A 16,664-nucleotide genomic window follows, 5' to 3' on the forward strand; every position below is an offset into this window, starting at 1 on the left:
CAAGCCCCCTCCCACACAAGCCCGACTCCACAGGGGGGATTGCGGTGTTAGGCGGAGATTGCGCCGTCTACCAATACCTGGGCCTCTTCCACCAAGTGCTTGAGGTGATCTTCACCCATAAAACTCTCGGCGTAAATCTTGTAGATGTCCTCGGTGCCCGATGGGCGTGCGGCGAACCAGCCGTTCTCAGTCATCACCTTCAAGCCGCCAATCGCCTGGTTGTTACCCGGCGCATGGCTGAGGATCTGCTGGATGCTTTCCCCGGCCAACTGAGTGGACGTCACCTGATCCGGCGACAGTTTGCCCAGCAGCGCTTTCTGCGCTGGCGTGGCCTTGGCGTCGACACGAATCGCGAACGGCTCGCCCAGGGCATCGGTCAGGCCGCGGTAGATCTGGCTCGGGTCCTGGCCTTTGCGTGACGTCATTTCTGCCGCCAACAGCGCCGGAATCAAGCCATCCTTGTCAGTGCTCCACACCGTGCCGTCCTTGCGCAGGAACGATGCGCCAGCACTTTCTTCCCCGCCAAAGCCCAGCGAACCCTCGAACAGCCCATCGGCAAACCACTTGAAACCTACCGGCACTTCATACAGGCGACGGCCGATACGCGCGGCAACCCGGTCGATCAGGCCACTGCTGACCACGGTCTTGCCCACGGCCGCGTCTGCGCGCCAGTCGGGACGGTTCTGGAACAGGTAGTCAATGGACACTGCCAGGCAGTTGTTCGGTGCCAACAGCCCACCCGATGGCGTGACGATGCCGTGACGGTCGTGGTCCGGGTCGCAGGCGAAGGCCACGTCAAAGCGTTCCTTGAGGCCGATCAAGCCTTGCATGGCGTAGCTGGACGACGGGTCCATGCGAATCTGGCCGTCCCAGTCGACGCTCATGAAGCGGAAGGTCGAATCGACTTCGGTGTTCACCACCTCCAGGTTCAGGCGGTAATGCTCGGCAATCGCCGACCAATAGCGCACCCCTGCTCCGCCCAACGGATCTACGCCCAGGCGCAGGCCGGCGCTGCGAATGGCGTCCATGTCGATCACATTGACCAGGTCGGCCACGTAGCTGTTGAGGTAGTCATGGCGATGGGTGGTGTCCGCCTTGAGTGCCTGGGCGTGGGTGATGCGCTTGACCCCGGCCAATTTGTTGGCCAGCAGTTCGTTGGCCTTGGCTTCGATCCATTTGGTGACGTGAGTGTCGGCCGGGCCGCCATTGGGCGGGTTGTACTTGTAGCCGCCGCTTTGTGGCGGGTTATGGGACGGCGTGATGACGATGCCGTCCGCCAGGCCGGTGGTACGGCCGCGGTTGTAGCAAATGATGGCGTGGGAAATCGCTGGGGTCGGCGTGTACTCGTCGCCTTCGGCCAGCATCACGTGTACGCCATTGGCGGCCAGTACTTCGAGGGCGCTGGCACCGGCAGGCGTCGACAGTGCGTGAGTGTCCAACCCCACGAACAATGGGCCATTGATGCCCTGGGCTTCGCGGTACAGGCAAATGGCCTGGCTGATCGCGAGCACATGCCATTCGTTGAAGCTCAGCTCAAAGGAACTGCCACGGTGGCCGGAGGTGCCAAAAGCCACACGCTGGGTGGAGATTGCTGCATCAGGCTGGCCGGTGTAATAGGCCGTGACCAGTCGCGGGATATCCACCAGCAACTGCGCTGGCGCCGGCTTGCCCGCAAAAGGACTGATTGTCATGCATAAACCTCGGAAAGAAGGATTCGGGAAAAAGGCAGTTTACTGGGACTTGGACTACCGCGCGACGTTATAAGTCCTACGATAAAAAGAGAAATTTCACTGACTACCCAATCTGTGCCTGGCGCAACGCGTCGCTCAGCGCCAGCAGTGCAGTATCCAGCTCGGATTGCCCCTGGAAGGTATGACTCAATCGAAGGTGCTGGTGATGCAGGCCACCCAGGCTGAACAGTTCGCCAGGGGCTATTACCACCTGCCGGGCCAGCAACCGCTGGAACACTTCGCGCATATCCACCGCCCGGTTCGCTTCCAGCCAGAATGTGGCACCTGCGGCTGGCATTTGGTAGGTCATCTGGTCCCCCACATAGTGCTCCAGGCGCTGTCCCGTGTGTATCGATTGCGCGTGCAACTGATCACGCAGCGTGCACAAATGCCGGTCGATCCGACCGCTCTGGTACAGGCGGGCAATCGCGCGCTGTCGGATCGACGACAGGCGAAATGAACGCAGTAAAAACTGACGCTGCAGTTCGCCATTCAGGTGCCGGGACAGGAGATACCCGTACGGTGCTTCTAAACCGAGTACTTTCTCGAACGAGGAAAACACCATCAGCCGTTCCGGGTTCACCTGATCACGTAATGGCTCCTGCGACCGGTCGAAACTCAATTCACCCGACGTGTCGTTTTCCAGCAACCAGCAACCGTAGTGGTCGAGCAAATGTGCGACCGCCCTACGGTCATCGGGCGTCCAGGCAATACCCGATGGCAAGCTGACCGTCGACGACAGCAGCGCCAGGTGGACGGACTCATCCCGCAAGTGTTGCTCGAGGGTTGCCGTGTCCAGCCGGCGCTCTGACAGCCAGGGTAACTCGACGATGCGCACACCGGCATGCTGGAGCAGTCGCAACACCAGCCAATCGCACGGCGATTCGACAATCACTGTGGTGCCTCGCAGGCCCAACACCTCGATCAGGATGTCGAGTACGCTGCGTAAATCGGCACCGATAAACACGTCGTCGGCCTGCCAGCAACGTGTCGGTGATGAGGTGTAGCGTGCCGCCAACGCGGCCCGTAGCTCCCATACACCGCACGCCTGTGTCCAGGGTTGCAACGGGCGTGGGTACTGGCGCACCAACTCCCGCTCCAGTCGTAACAGCGTGCCATCCAGGGACGCCAGCAACGCTGGCTCATCCCCACTGAGTACTCGCATCCCCGGCCGCCGGCTCGCTGCGTAAAGGCGGTCGAGCAAGTCGCCGTCCCCAGCCTGTTGCGCGCGCAACGTAATGGGCCAGGCGTAATACCCCGACTTCGGCACCGAGTAGACCCTGCCCTCCTTCTCCAGCAGCGAATAGGCGTATTGAATGGTCGAAATCGACACGTTCAAACGCACCGCCAACTGACGCAGAGAAGGCAGCTTCACGCGCGCATCGGTGCTCACCTCATTGATCAGGTTGATCATGTAGCGATACACCGCCTGATATGCGAAATCGGCCTGTCGTTCGCCGTGCCGGGTCATTGCTCGGACAATTGAAAAGCCTTCCGTTTGCTTCGCGTCGCAAAATCGGCGCCGGCTGACAGCACGCCGTCAGATACCAGTGGCCGTTTACGGTAAAGGTGTTGCAGTAAAGACATTGGCAAGCCACTGGCGTCTACCAGCCACTGCTGCAACATGTCGGAGGACGCCTTGCCCTGCAATACCTTGTGCAACTCGGGCAGTGCCACCAGCATGCCGGGATGACACTGGCGCAAATAGCCCTCCAGCCGCTCGCCATGCTGGACAAATGGCGAGAACAGCATGCAGATCAGTTGGGTTTCATCCAGGCCGAAGAATTGATGCGCATACGTACTCGACAGGATGCGTCCTTCATGAGTGGCGGCCTGGGAGAGTAATTCATCGGGCATCTGCCGGCTGCGCATATAGTCCGTGGCGTGCTGGAGAAAGCCTTCTACGCCTTCTTCATAGTCCAGGTCTCGCAGGCATTGGGCCTGCAAGCCACGCAGGTGGGCCATCAGCAACAGGTTCGCGTACGCAGGCTGGCTGAAATGGAACCCGAGTGGGTCAGGTGCATAGGCCATGAACTCCGTTAACAAGGACGTGGATGACAGGTCCATGTTGTCCAGCAGGTCCGCGATGCCGATATAGGCCAAGTGGCGATGACTCGCCTTGCTGGGTGAAGCACTTTCCACGTAATGGTCGCCATAGACATCACGATAGTATTCGTCGCTCCACTCCCCCATTCGGGCGAATAAACCATTGAGTGAGAGTGGACGGCCGTTGGCAGTTGGAAGACTGGAGCCTTGAGCGGTCTTCTTGAGCCAGGCGAGCAATTGTCTTTGCTTGCGCGGTGAGTCGCCGCTGACCAGGGCATGCACCCCCCCGTGCCAGGTAGTTACACGCTGATAGAAATCACCCAGCGCCAGGTAGGTGTCGGTACACAACGTTGCACGACAATCGCCAGAGGTCAGGTGCCCCACCATCAACATATTGCGCTGGCAGGTCTCGCGCCCACCGGCGGACGCTGGACGCTGGTGGTTGAAGGGTTGGACCTCCTGGTTTTCCACCACCAGCAATTCGACGCGCGGATCATCATGGAAAAACAAACGGCTGTAGCCCAGATTGAGGGTGTCGAGCGTGGCTTGGGTCATCCCGGCGTGGCGCAATGTCGCGACCCGTAGTTGAAAGGTGCTCGGTGCACGGCCGGCGATGGTCAGTTGCGCGGCCCGCAGCAAGGCCAGGGTGTAGCTGCTGACCTCACCGCCACCATGGGCGATCAGCACCTTGTAACTTCCGACCTGATCTATGCCACCTGCCGCCACAATGATTCGCTGGACCAACAATTGCAATGCCGTGCGTTCCTCGCGCGAAAAGTGCCCGACCAAACGCTGCAGAACTTGCTGGTAAACATAATTCATAGCCTGCTCGTGAATAGCGCTCATAATTCTACTACCTGAGTTGAAATATCAGTTTCAAGCAACTGTCTATTTGCTCGACCTATTGCCTGCGTAGGAGATTTGCTCGTTGAACCGTACTCCGACCAATAGACACTAGCACCTGGAAACAAAAATACAGCGATGCCCAGTCACGCGAAAACCCCGCCTTCCTGATAGCGGGAAAGTCAGCAAATACGGGCGTTTCAAGGTGTTAAATAGAGGCCCTAGGACTATTCCGACAAGTTCCTACGCACGCCTAACCACCCAATTAAAGAAGCATCCCACAATGTAAATTCCGATCAACTTTCCAAGTTATTGGATTGGAACTTTTTAGGGTGCTTCCCCTTTCCTTGGCGTGCACGAAAGCCGCAGCGTTAGTTGCACGTACGTCCTGCGTTGGTCTCAGACATTCAATCATTGCTCAGTCCTTGAGATGAAAGTGAAGACGCAATTATCAGTGCTGGAATATTGATTAACAGATACAGAACGGGAGCCAAAACCAGTCCAGATCAACGCAAGCGCGAAGAGAGGATGGCCTGCACACAGCAACGCCGCACTGCAATGCGGCGCGGCGTCAGGGAGGAAGGCAGGTAACAGGGGGGTTGAAGCACCAAGTCAACGGTTCAGCAGAGCGCGGGCCTGCCCTGTGAATTGGCGCATTTACCCCATGCGCCAACAGGCTGGAACAGCTGTTTGCGAATGTTCCTACGCGCTAAACAGCTTCGACCTGCAACGCTACGCGCTCGCGGCAGGGGCACTCATCCATATAGCGGTGTGCTTCCACAAACTTGTTGAAGGGAAATACCGTTGTTTTCAGCGGTACGAGCACACGGTCGGCGGTCAGTTGGTTGATGTCTCGCAGGGCGCGCTGCAAGGCCACCTGATCCTGAATAATGCCCAGCTCAGGCTTGCCAGTGAAGTTGCCAATGCAGTGCACAAAGAACTGAATATTCTTCTGGAACGCCGCACACGCCGGGAACGGTGTCTGGTTGCCACCCTGCAGGCCATACAACACCAGGCTGCCACGCGGTGCCAGCACATCGCCAAGCAACGACATCTGTGGGCCGCCCAGGCCATCGAACACCACGTCGACGCCACGGTTGTCGGTGAACTTGTTGATTTGCATCAGCAAGTCCTGCTCTTCGGTGACGATGACTTTTTCCGCACCGAGGGACAGCAGGTACTCACGCTCTTCGCTGTCTTTGGTCGCGGCGATCACTCGCACACCCAGGGCCTTGCCCAGTTGTACAAAAGACGGGCCGGCACAGTGGCTGGCGTCGGTCACCAAGGCAAACTGCCCAGGCTTGACCCTCGCCAAGTCTACGTATGCAAAGTAAGCAATCAGCAGCGGCGTGTAATGCACGCTGGCTTCAATCGGGCTCAACACATCCGGGTAACGGGTCAACGCTGAACGGGGCAAGACGATCTGTTCGCCGTACACCGGGTAATCATTCGGGCTCTCGGCCGGAAAACTGGCCACTTTATCGCCCACGACCAAGTCATCCACGCCGTCGCCCACGGCGACAACCACCCCGGCCATCTCGTGACCAAGGCCGGAAGGCAGGCGTGCATGGGACGACGCCAGGTTCTGGCGCCACAAAATGTCATACCAACTGATGCCAATTGCTTCGACGCGCACCTGCACTTCGCCCGGTGCGGGCAACGCGGCTGCATGCTCTTCGCACTTGAGCACCTCGGCCGGACCAAACTTGTGAAAACGGATCGTGCGGGACATCGCAAACCTCGTCAAAGTAACCTCTAATGCCATGAACTCTATCTGGGCTTTCCGGGTAAGGCCACCGGTCACCATTAATAGTCGACATGCCTACCATTGATTCCACATTCGAGGAATAGACCTCAAGTATCGTAGGAAAAGTCAATTTACCGGTGCAGAGTACCAGCCTTTCCCCGTAAGATTCATGCCGGTCATTGTTTTTAGGTGACTGCTCTCGTCAAGTTTGCTGACTCTTCCAGGACACAAGATGAACCGTAACGACCTGCGTCGTGTCGACCTGAACCTCTTGATCGTATTCGAAACCTTGATGCATGAGCGCAGCGTAACCCGCGCTGCCGAGAAGCTTTTCCTGGGCCAGCCGGCCATCAGCGCGGCGTTGTCACGCCTGCGCGGGCTGTTCGACGACCCGCTGTTTGTGCGCACTGGCCGCAGCATGGAGCCTTCAGCGCGCGCGGTGGAAATCTTTGCCCTGCTCTCCCCGGCCCTGGACTCCATCTCCACCGCCGTCAGCCGTGCCGCCGAATTTGACCCGGCCACCAGCACCGCGGTGTTCCGTATCGGCCTGTCCGATGACGTTGAATTCGCCCTGCTGCCCCAACTGCTCAAGCGCCTGCGTGCCGAAGCTCCAGGCATCGTGCTGGTAGTACGCCGCGTCAACTACATCCTGATGCCGGGCCTGCTGGCCTCCGGCGAAATCTCCATTGGTGTCAGCTACACCGCCGACCTGCCGGCCAACGCCAAACGCAAAGTGCTGCGCCGCAGCCTGCCGAAACTGCTGCGCGCCGACAGCGTACCGGGCTCCCTGAGCCTGGACGACTTCTGCGCCCGCCCCCATGCACTGGTGTCGTTTGCCGGTGACTTGAGTGGGTTTATCGATGAAGAGCTGGAAAAGCTCGAGCGCAAGCGCCACGTGGTATTGGCAGTGCCGCAGTTCAACGGGCTGGGCACGTTGCTGGCAGGCACGGACATCCTGGCCACCGTGCCGGACTACGCCGCCGAAGCGCTGACCTCGGCGGGCGGGCTGCGGGCGGAAGATCCGCCGTTACCGGTGCGCAGCTTTGAGCTGCATATGGCGTGGCGGGGCTCGCAGGATAATGACCCGGGGGAGCGGTGGTTGCGGTCCAGGATTCAGATGTTTTTCGGGGACCCCGATAGCCTGTAATGGAATTCCACCAAATTCCATAAAACCATTTAATAACAATATGTTAAAGGCAAATCAGTCTACTGCCGCCTGTCTAAATCCAATGAAATCCAGAGCTCGTGGGGGCATAATTGGGGGCAAATTTCGGTTCCTTAAAAAGGATGCCCCCACCGATGCCCCCAGATAATGCGGCTGTTTTCAAACGAAAACTCAGCGATGCCTTGATCCGCTCGCTGACCGAACCCGGCAAATACGCCGACGGCGAAGTCCCTGGTCTCTACTTGGAGGTTAGGGCGTCGAGTAAGGTCGGAAAATCCCCTTCCAAGTTCTGGCGCTTGAAGTATCGGCTGCATGGCAAGGAAAACCGCTTTTCCATCGGCGCTTACCCCGACATCGGTCTGAAGGAGGCGCGCGACATCGCCCGCGGCGCACGCCGCGACGTTGCCAACCATACCGCCCCGCTCAAGGCCAAGACCGCCAAAATCGAGGCGCAACTCCTCAACGAGGTGCGCACTTTTGAGTACGTGGCAAAGCAATGGTTGGCATTCAAGTCTGCCGAACTGGTGACCAAATCCATCTCGGGGTTTAGCGGAGCGCTGAACAACCACATCTTGCCTGCCATTGGCAAAAAACCTGTCAGCGAGATCAAGCTGGAGCACATCACCACGATCATTACCGAGCTGCGCCGCCAGCGCATCATGGCCATGGCCCGGCGCGTGCGCACCATCATCCGTGCCGTCCTGGGCTTTGCCGAGGGGCGCGGCTGGGTGGAACGCAACGTGGCGCTCAGCAACATTGAGGAGTTGAAGATCCGCCACATCGTTACCAGCAACCCGGCAATCGAAAGGCCAGCCGACCTAGGCAGGTTTCTCCTGCGTCTGGACGACTGCAACGACGGCAGCGTTGCCGCCGCGATGCGCCTGCTGGTTATGTTGCCGGTCCGCCCTGGCGAACTAGTGCAGATGCGCTGGGAGGACGTCGACCTAGTCGGCGCCGATTGGCGTTACGTGGTGAGCAAGACCAAGCACCTGGATAAGAGCAAACACATCGTGCCATTGCCTGAGCAAGCCTTGGTTCTGTTACGCGAGCTACATAAAACCCGCGTGGTGGATGAAGAGGGCAAAGGTTGGGTGTTCGTCTCGCCGGTCTATCCGGGCCGCCCCATCAATCCAACCTCCATGCTCAAGTCCTTTCAGCGTATTTGGCCGGAGTACGACATCACTGCCCATGGCTTTCGCGCCACCTACCGGACCATTGCCCATGAGCACTTGGGCATCGATCCAATCGTGCTAGAGCTGTCGTTGTCACACCGCATGCCAGGCGCGCTGGGTGCTGTGTATGCGCGCGCGCAACTGCTCCTCCAACGCCGGGAGGCGGCTCAGCAATGGGCCAACTACTTGGATCAATTGCGGCAAAACGCAGCGCGAGAAGCAACAGATTAAGCACTTGGGGCGCTCATTCGCCCACCAGAGACCTCCTCATTGATTAAACACTCCGAGTGGAGGAATGTTTGATAGGGCGAAAAGCTTGGCGGAGTTCATCGCCTCCGCCATCTTTATACGACAAAGCCCTGATTTTTCAGGGCTTTGTCGTTTTTGGGTTTTTGGAGAAACCTGCCAGCCCACACTTCAGCCCACACCCTGGATGAAGCATGGCTTTTCGACCAGCGGCCAATTTTTCGGATGCTAAATTGTCACTGCACTCCTGCAGTACCGATATAGACATAGAGGCTGCAGGAGAGCCGGGGCAAAAATAACGATCTTGATCTCACCGCCAACAAGCCCAACAAATTACGCGCAAACATGGTTCATGGTTAAACCTTGCTTGAGAGACCAATAAGGTACCCATCTCTGAAGTAGAAAGTGCACCCCTCTATCGACGCACGCAGCTGCGGGTATTCTCCAGGCGGAAAACGCAACCAGCTGCCAGCTTCGTAGTGCCGTCCGGCTTCGACCAAACTTCCAGACAAGACCAGGACTTCAGCATGCTCAACGGCAGAATCAAATGTCAGAGTACCAGCAGATAAGCGAACCAGACAAACAGACTCGGATTCACAAACATGTAACTGACAGACCTCGCGGTCGCCTGCCTGTTGCCATGCCTCTGGTCGCCGAGTGTCGATCCGCACCTTGCGCTGCTCATCCGTGGGCATCTGCCAAAGCTTCACGAAAATGACCGCGCCGTCGGGGCTGGAAGGCGCATGACTGGAACCAGGAGGATTACGCAGATACCGGCCTGCGGGGTAGCTATCGTCATCGTCTGCAAACGTACCGGAAAGGACGAGGATTTCCTCTCCACCAAGGTGTTGATGAGGGGCAAAACTGGAACCGGCTGAGTAGCGAACAATACTCGTTGCACGAGCTCTTTCGCCGCCGACTCGATCAAGCATGACTCGCTCAACGCCTGGCTGTGGCGATGCCACCCAGTTGTAGTCATGAGTAGCGACAGCAGCGCGCTGGGTGAAGTCTGCATTGATGAGCACGGCTGTTCTCCAGCGAATTGAATGCAGGTATTGGGCGACGGTGATCACCGTCGCCGCGTATCGATTCTCAAGCAGCAGGCAGTTGAGCGTGCGCTTCCAGGACTCTTGCCGAATACACCAATGCAGCGCCCGCATTGAGCGCGATGGCTACGTCTAGCGCCTCGGCAATCTCGCCCCGGGTTGCGCCATGTTCGACAGCCTTCTTGGTGTGGACGCTGATACAGCCATCACAGCGGGTAGTCACCGCCACAGCCAAGGCGATCAACTCATGCGTCTTGGCATCCAGATGGCCAGTCTTGGCAGCTGCGCCGTCCATCGTCGTCAAACCACGCACCACATCGGGGCTTTGTTTCGCGTATTCACCAACGCGGTCAAGAAGAGCGTCGCGATAGGCATTCCAGTCTTGCGTCGTTGCAGTGTCTCCAAGAAATTCAAGTGATAGCAATCGAGCACGCCTGCCTCAGCAGGCATGCCCGGATTCAAGTTAGTTGCGACCGGCCATAACGCCGCCATCGACGTCCCAGATAGCGCCGGTGACCCAACTGGCCTTGTCGGAGAGCAGGAAAGCAACTACTTCGGCCACCTCTTCAGGAGTACCTACTCGTCCGATTGGGTGGAAGCTGTTGAAGCCCTGCAGCGCGGAATGAACCTCAGCTTTAGGAATGAACCCTTCGTAGATTGGCGTCTGTACCACCGCGGGTGATACGGCATTAACGCGGATATGCTTGGATGCAAGCTCCATCGCCAGGTGCTGAGTCAGCGAATGCAAGCCAGCTTTAGCCATCGAATAGGCGGAAGACGGGGTGGCGGCGATTGCCTGCTTGCCCCACATGGAGCCGATATTGACGATGGCGCCGGGGTTCCCCTTGGCGACGAGGTTAGCAGCGACTTTTTGGGTGATGAAGAAGGAGGCTTTGTTCAGTTGCATGTACTGATCGTAGTCAGCGTCCTGATGCTCTAGAAAAGGCCTAGGGAAGAATACGCCCGCCGCGTTGACCAGAAGATCCAGGTCAGCGTGGCACTGATCAATTTCCTGCAACAGCGTCGCAAGGCCTGCTGGATCGCTCAGGTTTGCGGTGAGCGCGCTTACAGTCCCTATTGATGCCAGTTCTTGGCGAGCCTGCTCGGTTTTCTCTGCGCGACTGCCCACGATAACTACGTTACCGCCTTGCTGTAGTACGAGTCGGGCGGTTTCCAGCCCCATGCCACTGGTACCGCCAACGACTAACAATTTCTTTCCGATGAATTGATTGCTCATTTTAATAATCCAAAAAATTGAGTGAGGCCATGCAAAAAACCGAGAACCAGTTTCCAGCCTTTAAAACATGAATTACAACCGTTCAGTCCACCATCTGCTGCTTAGGTATGAGTGAATTATTGTCCTCTACCGATAGCTGAACAAACGAGATAAAGTATCTGTACGATAAAGAAAAGGTTTTCCGTAATGGCCGCGCCCGTTCATCTCAACGCACTGAGGGCCTTTGAAGCCAGTGCCCGGCATCAAAGCTTTTCTGCCGCTGCTGAGGAGTTAAACGTCACCCCCGCAGCCGTAGGGCAGTTAGTCCGTACTCTTGAGCAGTGGCTAGGTACGCCTCTGTTTCATCGAGGCACCAGCGGAAAGGCACGGTTGGTTGCTACGGAATCTGCTGAGCGTGCGCTTCCCGACATTCAGGCCGGATTCGAGCGGCTCACGTTAGGGATAGAGCGGATGAGAGAGAGCTCACCTAACGGGGTTCTAACTGTCACGGTCAGTCCCGCCTTTGCTGCTAAATGGTTGTTACCGCGAATCGAGCGCTTCCATGCCGCCTGGCCAGATACCGACGTTCGGCTTGATGCGCAGCTCAAAGCGGTAGATTTCCTGGCTCACAGAATAGATATCGGAGTGCGATATGGGGCCGGCCAATGGCCTGGCCTTATCGCAGAAAAACTGATGGATGAGGACATCTTCCCTGTTTGCTCACCTCAGCTGAAAACCACGCCGGATTGTTTGAACACTCTGGCCGAACTGGCCAATGAAACGCTGATCCACGACCTATCGATGGACGGGAGCGCCGAGTTCACGACCTGGGATACTTGGCTTAGTATGGCGGCGATGAAAGATGTATCGACACGCCGGGGCATGAAGATCAACAACAGTGCAGCGGTGCTTCAAGCGGCGATAGATGGGCAGGGTATCGCACTTGCTCGAAGCGTTATGGCCCGAGATGATCTGGCTGCTGGCCGACTGATTCGCTTGTTTCCAGGCATTCAGTTTGTCTCTCCATTGGCCTATTACGTTGTCTATCGCCCGGAATGTGCAAGCTTGCCGAGATTGAAAGCCTTTCGAGATTGGTTATTTGAGGAGGCTGATTCATCGCTTGGATCTCGCGATGGATTGACATAGTTCTATTAGGGGGAAGAGTGAAGCCAGCTACCGCAGCTTCGCTCATTTGTGACTGGCGTGGTTATGCCGGTCGATGGCGGCTACCTGACCACCGCTATCTGACCCTCACAGACGCGCCTGCATCGCCAGGCGCACTTGAGGTCTTCCGGCTGCCCAGCCTATGGCTCACTCGCTGGCGATACCGGTAAGGAGGCCGATATACGGGCGTGGCAAACCTCGAGTATTTCATCAGCAAGCGGCGAGTCATCCGGACACGCACGCGACAACATGATCGCGCCCACAGCATGAGCCAGGACGTCCATCATCCTCGCCCTCGTCTCGCCCGGCGCAGCGTCTTCGACGGCCGGATACTTTTCCACCAGCGTTTGCAGCATGCGCTCTATTCCATCGGCGAAGGCGTTCTTCAACTCATCCGGCTGACGCGCCGCATCTCCACACAGGGCCGACATGGTGCACCCGTCGGCACGCCCGTCGCGGTGTCTCCTCGACACGTAAATATCGACGAACGCCTGAATATCAAGCGCTTCGGTGCTGGCCAGCGAGCGGGAAAGACCGCTGACTGACGCCTCGGCCATCAAATCGGCCTTTGAGCCAAAATGTTTGTAGAAGCCGCCATGGGTGAATCCAGCAGCCCCCATTAGATCCACCAAACCTACGCCGTCAAACCCTCGTTCACGAAACAACGCAGAGGCCGTCTCGACGATGTGCTCGCGATTTGCCTGCGCCTGGGCTTTGGTCACTCTCACCTGCAATACCTCGGTTCTGCTCAAAAATCATGCGTCCATAGTACATAGATGTTGGTCGCAATCAAAATTATTGACAGCTTAGATTGTGATCACCATCATAAAGACACGCCAAATTCATCTTCAGTCCTAGCCAAAGAAGACACATCACATGACCGATCAGAATCTGTTTACTGCCTTTACCTTGGGTTCACTCACACTCGCCAACCGCATCGTGCTGGCGCCGCTGACGCGCAACCGCGCAGGCACTGGCCTGGTGCCCAGCCAGTTCGCAGCCACTTACTACAGCCAGCGCGCTTCGGCTGGACTGCTGATCACCGAAGCCACACAGATCTCGGCACAGGCCCAGGGCTACCAAGACACACCCGGTCTTTACACCCAGGCGCAGATCGACGGTTGGCGCCTGGTCACCGATGCGGTGCACGCCAAGGGCGGCAAGATTTTTGCGCAACTGTGGCACGTTGGCCGGGTCTCCCATGTGGACCTGCAACCGGGCGGTGCAGCGCCCGTAGCGCCGTCGGCCATCCGTGCCCAGACCAAGACCTTCGTCAATAACGGCTTTGCCGACGTGTCCGAGCCACGCGCGCTCGAACTCGACGAACTTCCAGGCATCGTCAACGACTTCCGCCAAGCAGCGGCAAACGCCATTGCGGCAGGCTTCGACGGCGTGGAAATTCACGGTGCAAACGGCTATTTGCTCGATCAGTTCATCAAGGACAACGCCAACCAGCGTACCGATGCCTACGGCGGCTCGATCGAAAACCGTGCGCGTCTGCTGCTGGAAGTGACGGCCGCAGTGGTCGCCGAGATTGGCGCGGACCGCACCGGCATTCGCCTGTCGCCGGTCTCGCCCGCCAATGGTGTGTCGAGCAGTGAGCCCCAGGCTCAGTTTGATTACATCGTAGACCAACTCAATGCGCTCGACATTGTTTACCTGCACGTCGTCGAAGGCGCGACCGGTGGGCCACGCGATGTGGCGCCCTTTGATTTCGACGCCTTGCGCCAACGCTTCAAGAACACCTACATCGCCAACAATGGCTATGACCAGGACTTGGCCACCTCGAGCCTTGCGCAGGACAAGGCTGACCTCATCGCCTTTGGCCGCCCGTTTATCGGCAACCCGGATCTGGTGGAGCGCCTCAAGGCCGGTGCGCCGCTGTCTGCCTTTGATCCCGCCACCCTCTACGGCGGCGGTGCGGCGGGCTACATCGACTACCCGACGCTGGCTGAATCAAGCGCTACAGCCCACTAGGCACTGATTGATCGAGCCTGGTTTTATTCGCGTATCAATCCTAATTCATGTTCCTGAAAAAGAGCTGACACCATGACTAATCGCCCTACCGTTCTAATCACTGGTGCTTCCACCGGCATCGGCGCGGTTTACGCCGAGCGTTTCGCCCAACGCGGGCATAATCTGGTACTCGTCGCCCGTGACCTCTCGCGCCTGGAAGCCCTTGCCGCAACATTGCGTGACCAGCACAGCGTCGCCATTGATGTGCTGCAGGCCGACTTGACTCAACTCAGCGACCTGCAGACCGTCGAAGCACGCCTGCGGGATGACGCTAGCATCGGTATCCTGATCAACAACGCTGGCGCCGCACAGTCCGGCACCTTTATCGAGCAAAGCACCGACAGCGTTGCGCAACTGGTGGCCCTCAACACCACGGCGCTGGTGCGGCTCGCCAGCGCCATCGCACCACGCCTGGCCCAAGCAGGTGAAGGCGCGATCATCAACATCAGCTCGGTGGTGGGCCTGGCGCCTGAATTCGGCATGTCGGTCTACGGTGCAACCAAGGCGTTCGTCCTGTTCCTTTCCCAAGGCCTGAGCCTGGAGCTGACGCCCAAAGGGGTTTATGTACAAGCCGTACTGCCGGCCGCCACTCGCACAGAAATCTGGGATCGCGCCGGTATCGACATCAACACCTTAAGCGAAATCATGGAAGTGAGTGATCTGGTCGATGCCGCACTGGTCGGCTTCGACCGCCGCGAACCTGTGACCATTCCTCCGCTTCAGGAAGACGAGCGCTGGGATGCCCTGCAAGCGGCGCGTCAGGGCCTACTCTCACAGATCAAGCAGTCCGCTGTTGCACCGCGTTACCTCGCCCACTCGTGATCACTTTGTAATCGACACCGGCCCGCCGGATGCAGGACCACCGGCCACTGCACCCGGCACGCGCTCGTCAGCCCTCCCGGAACACGCCCACTTACTGGATCACACGATGAAAGCTTTTTTAATTGACCGTTATGGCAAGAACGCCGGGCATATCGGCGAAATTGCCGAGCCATCGATGGGCGTCCATGACGTCCTGATTCAACTGCATGCCAGCAGCGTGAACATGCTGGATTCAAAGATCCGGGCAGGCGAATTTAAACTGCTGCTTCCGTATTCTTTTCCACTCACACTCGGCAATGACCTGGCCGGGGTTGTGGTCCGGATCGGTTCGGCGGTCAAACGCTTCAAGCTGGGCGATGAAGTGTATGCACGCCCGCCCGAAGACCGGATCGGCACGTTCGCCGAAATGATTGCGGTGAACGAAAACGCGCTCGCCTTGAAACCAGCCAATCTCAGCATGGCTGAAGCCGCATCCCTGCCCTTGGTCGCCCTCACCGCCTGGCAGGTGTTGGTGGAAACCGCACAGTTGAAGAAGGGCCAGAGAGTCCTGATTCACGCGGGCGCCGGGGGAGTAGGCACCGTGGCCATCCAGCTCGCCAAACACCTCGGGGCCTTTGTCGCCACCACTACCAGCAGCGCGAATGTGGCGTGGGTGAAAGCCCTTGGGGCGGATGTAGTCATCGACTACAACCAGCAGGTTTTCGACGACGTCCTGCGTGACTACGACGTGGTACTAAACAGTTTGGGCGCGGACGTTTTAGCCAAGTCGCTCAAGGTACTTAAGCCCGGCGGTCAGCTCATTTCCATTTCAGGGCCACCCACCCCGCAGTTCGCACAAGAGCGAGGGGCGCCATGGATAATCAGGCAAGTCATGCAACTGTTGAGCCTCAGCATTCGACGTAAGGCACGCAAGCTGGGCATCCGCTATGCGTTCGTGTTCATGCGGGCAAATGGAACGCAACTACAGAAAATCACCCAGCTCGTCGAGTCCGGCGTTGTGCGGCCAGTCATTGACCGCACTTACCCTCTTGAGTCAACGGCAGAGGCTCTGCGCTACATAGAACAGGGCCGCTCGAAAGGCAAAGTGGTCATCCAGATAGCGTAGAGGCTCCCTCCTACCAGAAACATGAACAACACAGCAGCGCGCAAAAGGCTGAAAAGATGGAACCGGATAATGATAACTGCAACATCATTGAATACGCTGAATCAATCGCAGGCGAAACACCCGATGCAGAACACATCAGTGAACATCAGGCTCAAGAGTCAAAACTTGAAGAAGCGACAGCTATACAGCCGTCAACCAATAACACAACTCAGCCTGTAATAGTCTGGCGTGGCTTGATGTTGCAACAGTAAAACTGCGAAGTCGCACCGCGGTATCAACGCCAATGCCACGGAGGCTTCGCAAATAACGCCAGCGCTCATGCCAGCAGCACCAAGCTGCACTCCTG

The 16,664-nt window shown here is 57.9% G+C and carries 15 protein-coding genes; 7 read left to right on the plus strand and 8 right to left on the minus strand.

Translation table 11 applies throughout. The features are described from left to right. Positions 1 to 47: 47 nt before the first annotated feature. The 4 genes from pgm to DYL61_RS03300 all read right to left on the minus strand — a co-directional run bounded on the left by pgm (position 48) and on the right by DYL61_RS03300 (position 6,351). The gene (gene pgm, locus DYL61_RS03285; RefSeq protein ID WP_135307188.1) at positions 48 to 1,691 is read right to left on the minus strand and encodes a phosphoglucomutase (alpha-D-glucose-1,6-bisphosphate-dependent); all 1,644 of its coding nucleotides are present in this window, start codon (positions 1,689 to 1,691) and stop codon (positions 48 to 50) included. Positions 1,692 to 1,794: 103 nt separating this feature from the next. After that, positions 1,795 to 3,201, minus strand: coding sequence for an aminotransferase-like domain-containing protein (locus tag DYL61_RS03290; protein ID WP_135307189.1), 1,407 nt, complete (start codon positions 3,199 to 3,201; stop codon positions 1,795 to 1,797). Beyond that, complete coding sequence (locus tag DYL61_RS03295; protein ID WP_238704517.1) at positions 3,198 to 4,622, minus strand: hypothetical protein; 1,425 nt, start codon at positions 4,620 to 4,622, stop codon at positions 3,198 to 3,200. The genes DYL61_RS03290 and DYL61_RS03295 overlap by 4 nt, the downstream gene beginning before the upstream one ends. 706 nt (positions 4,623 to 5,328) lie before the next feature. After that, a complete protein-coding gene (locus DYL61_RS03300) occupies positions 5,329 to 6,351 on the minus strand; it encodes a zinc-dependent alcohol dehydrogenase family protein (protein WP_135307190.1) in 1,023 nt (340 codons plus the stop codon). Between the two features lie 247 nt (positions 6,352 to 6,598). On the opposite strand from DYL61_RS03300, the gene DYL61_RS03305 reads away from it, so the two are divergent. Both DYL61_RS03305 and DYL61_RS03310 read left to right on the plus strand, forming a co-directional pair. Beyond that, on the plus strand, positions 6,599 to 7,513 hold the full coding sequence (locus DYL61_RS03305; protein ID WP_135307191.1) for a LysR family transcriptional regulator: 915 nt from the start codon (positions 6,599 to 6,601) through the stop codon (positions 7,511 to 7,513). Positions 7,514 to 7,665: 152 nt separating this feature from the next. After that, positions 7,666 to 8,934, plus strand: a complete 1,269-nt coding sequence (locus DYL61_RS03310; protein ID WP_135307192.1) for a tyrosine-type recombinase/integrase — start codon at positions 7,666 to 7,668, stop codon at positions 8,932 to 8,934. A gap of 371 nt (positions 8,935 to 9,305) precedes the next feature. On the opposite strand, the gene DYL61_RS03315 is transcribed toward DYL61_RS03310, so the two are convergent. The 3 genes from DYL61_RS03315 to DYL61_RS03325 all read right to left on the minus strand — a co-directional run bounded on the left by DYL61_RS03315 (position 9,306) and on the right by DYL61_RS03325 (position 11,232). Further along, on the minus strand, positions 9,306 to 9,974 hold the full coding sequence (locus DYL61_RS03315; protein WP_135307193.1) for a cupin domain-containing protein: 669 nt from the start codon (positions 9,972 to 9,974) through the stop codon (positions 9,306 to 9,308). Between the two features lie 67 nt (positions 9,975 to 10,041). Continuing rightward, positions 10,042 to 10,419 carry a carboxymuconolactone decarboxylase family protein gene (locus tag DYL61_RS03320; protein WP_135307194.1) on the minus strand — a complete coding sequence of 126 codons (378 nt, stop codon included), beginning with the start codon at positions 10,417 to 10,419 and terminating at the stop codon, positions 10,042 to 10,044. A 39-nt stretch (positions 10,420 to 10,458) separates the two neighbouring features. Next, positions 10,459 to 11,232 (minus strand): SDR family NAD(P)-dependent oxidoreductase, encoded by a 774-nt coding sequence (locus DYL61_RS03325; RefSeq protein ID WP_135307195.1) that lies wholly within the window; start codon positions 11,230 to 11,232, stop codon positions 10,459 to 10,461. A gap of 186 nt (positions 11,233 to 11,418) precedes the next feature. On the opposite strand from DYL61_RS03325, the gene gcvA reads away from it, so the two are divergent. Then, positions 11,419 to 12,357 (plus strand): transcriptional regulator GcvA, encoded by a 939-nt coding sequence (gcvA, locus tag DYL61_RS03330; RefSeq protein WP_135307196.1) that lies wholly within the window; start codon positions 11,419 to 11,421, stop codon positions 12,355 to 12,357. 158 nt (positions 12,358 to 12,515) lie between these two features. On the opposite strand, the gene DYL61_RS03335 is transcribed toward gcvA, so the two are convergent. Next, complete coding sequence (locus DYL61_RS03335) at positions 12,516 to 13,103, minus strand: TetR/AcrR family transcriptional regulator (RefSeq protein ID WP_135307308.1); 588 nt, start codon at positions 13,101 to 13,103, stop codon at positions 12,516 to 12,518. Between the two features lie 148 nt (positions 13,104 to 13,251). Between DYL61_RS03335 and DYL61_RS03340 the strand changes: the two genes are divergently transcribed. From DYL61_RS03340 to DYL61_RS03355, 4 genes are all read left to right on the plus strand, one after another. After that, a complete protein-coding gene (locus DYL61_RS03340; protein ID WP_135307197.1) occupies positions 13,252 to 14,352 on the plus strand; it encodes an alkene reductase in 1,101 nt (366 codons plus the stop codon). Positions 14,353 to 14,424: 72 nt separating this feature from the next. Then, positions 14,425 to 15,213: an SDR family NAD(P)-dependent oxidoreductase gene (locus tag DYL61_RS03345; RefSeq protein WP_135307198.1), complete on the plus strand. Its 789-nt coding sequence runs from the start codon at positions 14,425 to 14,427 to the stop codon at positions 15,211 to 15,213. Between the two features lie 106 nt (positions 15,214 to 15,319). Beyond that, the gene (locus tag DYL61_RS03350) at positions 15,320 to 16,318 is read left to right on the plus strand and encodes an NADP-dependent oxidoreductase (protein WP_135307199.1); all 999 of its coding nucleotides are present in this window, start codon (positions 15,320 to 15,322) and stop codon (positions 16,316 to 16,318) included. A gap of 56 nt (positions 16,319 to 16,374) precedes the next feature. Further along, positions 16,375 to 16,569, plus strand: a complete 195-nt coding sequence (locus DYL61_RS03355; protein WP_135307200.1) for a hypothetical protein — start codon at positions 16,375 to 16,377, stop codon at positions 16,567 to 16,569. The last annotated feature ends 95 nt before the right edge of the window (positions 16,570 to 16,664 follow it).

It is taken from the genome of Pseudomonas nabeulensis (assembly GCF_004682045.1).
GTDB classification, from domain to species: domain Bacteria; phylum Pseudomonadota; class Gammaproteobacteria; order Pseudomonadales; family Pseudomonadaceae; genus Aquipseudomonas; species Aquipseudomonas nabeulensis.

Coding starts and splice junctions, on each gene's coding strand:
- DYL61_RS03290 (WP_135307189.1), bottom strand. CDS start 3,201: ATGACCCGGCACGGCGAACGACAGGCCGATTTCGCATATCAGGCGGTG.
- DYL61_RS03305 (WP_135307191.1), top strand. CDS start 6,599: ATGAACCGTAACGACCTGCGTCGTGTCGACCTGAACCTCTTGATCGTA.
- DYL61_RS03325 (WP_135307195.1), bottom strand. CDS start 11,232: ATGAGCAATCAATTCATCGGAAAGAAATTGTTAGTCGTTGGCGGTACC.
- DYL61_RS03350 (WP_135307199.1), top strand. CDS start 15,320: ATGAAAGCTTTTTTAATTGACCGTTATGGCAAGAACGCCGGGCATATC.
- DYL61_RS03300 (WP_135307190.1), bottom strand. CDS start 6,351: ATGTCCCGCACGATCCGTTTTCACAAGTTTGGTCCGGCCGAGGTGCTC.
- DYL61_RS03355 (WP_135307200.1), top strand. CDS start 16,375: ATGGAACCGGATAATGATAACTGCAACATCATTGAATACGCTGAATCA.
- DYL61_RS03345 (WP_135307198.1), top strand. CDS start 14,425: ATGACTAATCGCCCTACCGTTCTAATCACTGGTGCTTCCACCGGCATC.
- DYL61_RS03340 (WP_135307197.1), top strand. CDS start 13,252: ATGACCGATCAGAATCTGTTTACTGCCTTTACCTTGGGTTCACTCACA.
- pgm (WP_135307188.1), bottom strand. CDS start 1,691: ATGACAATCAGTCCTTTTGCGGGCAAGCCGGCGCCAGCGCAGTTGCTG.
- DYL61_RS03310 (WP_135307192.1), top strand. CDS start 7,666: ATGCCCCCAGATAATGCGGCTGTTTTCAAACGAAAACTCAGCGATGCC.
- DYL61_RS03295 (WP_238704517.1), bottom strand. CDS start 4,622: ATGAGCGCTATTCACGAGCAGGCTATGAATTATGTTTACCAGCAAGTT.
- gcvA (WP_135307196.1), top strand. CDS start 11,419: ATGGCCGCGCCCGTTCATCTCAACGCACTGAGGGCCTTTGAAGCCAGT.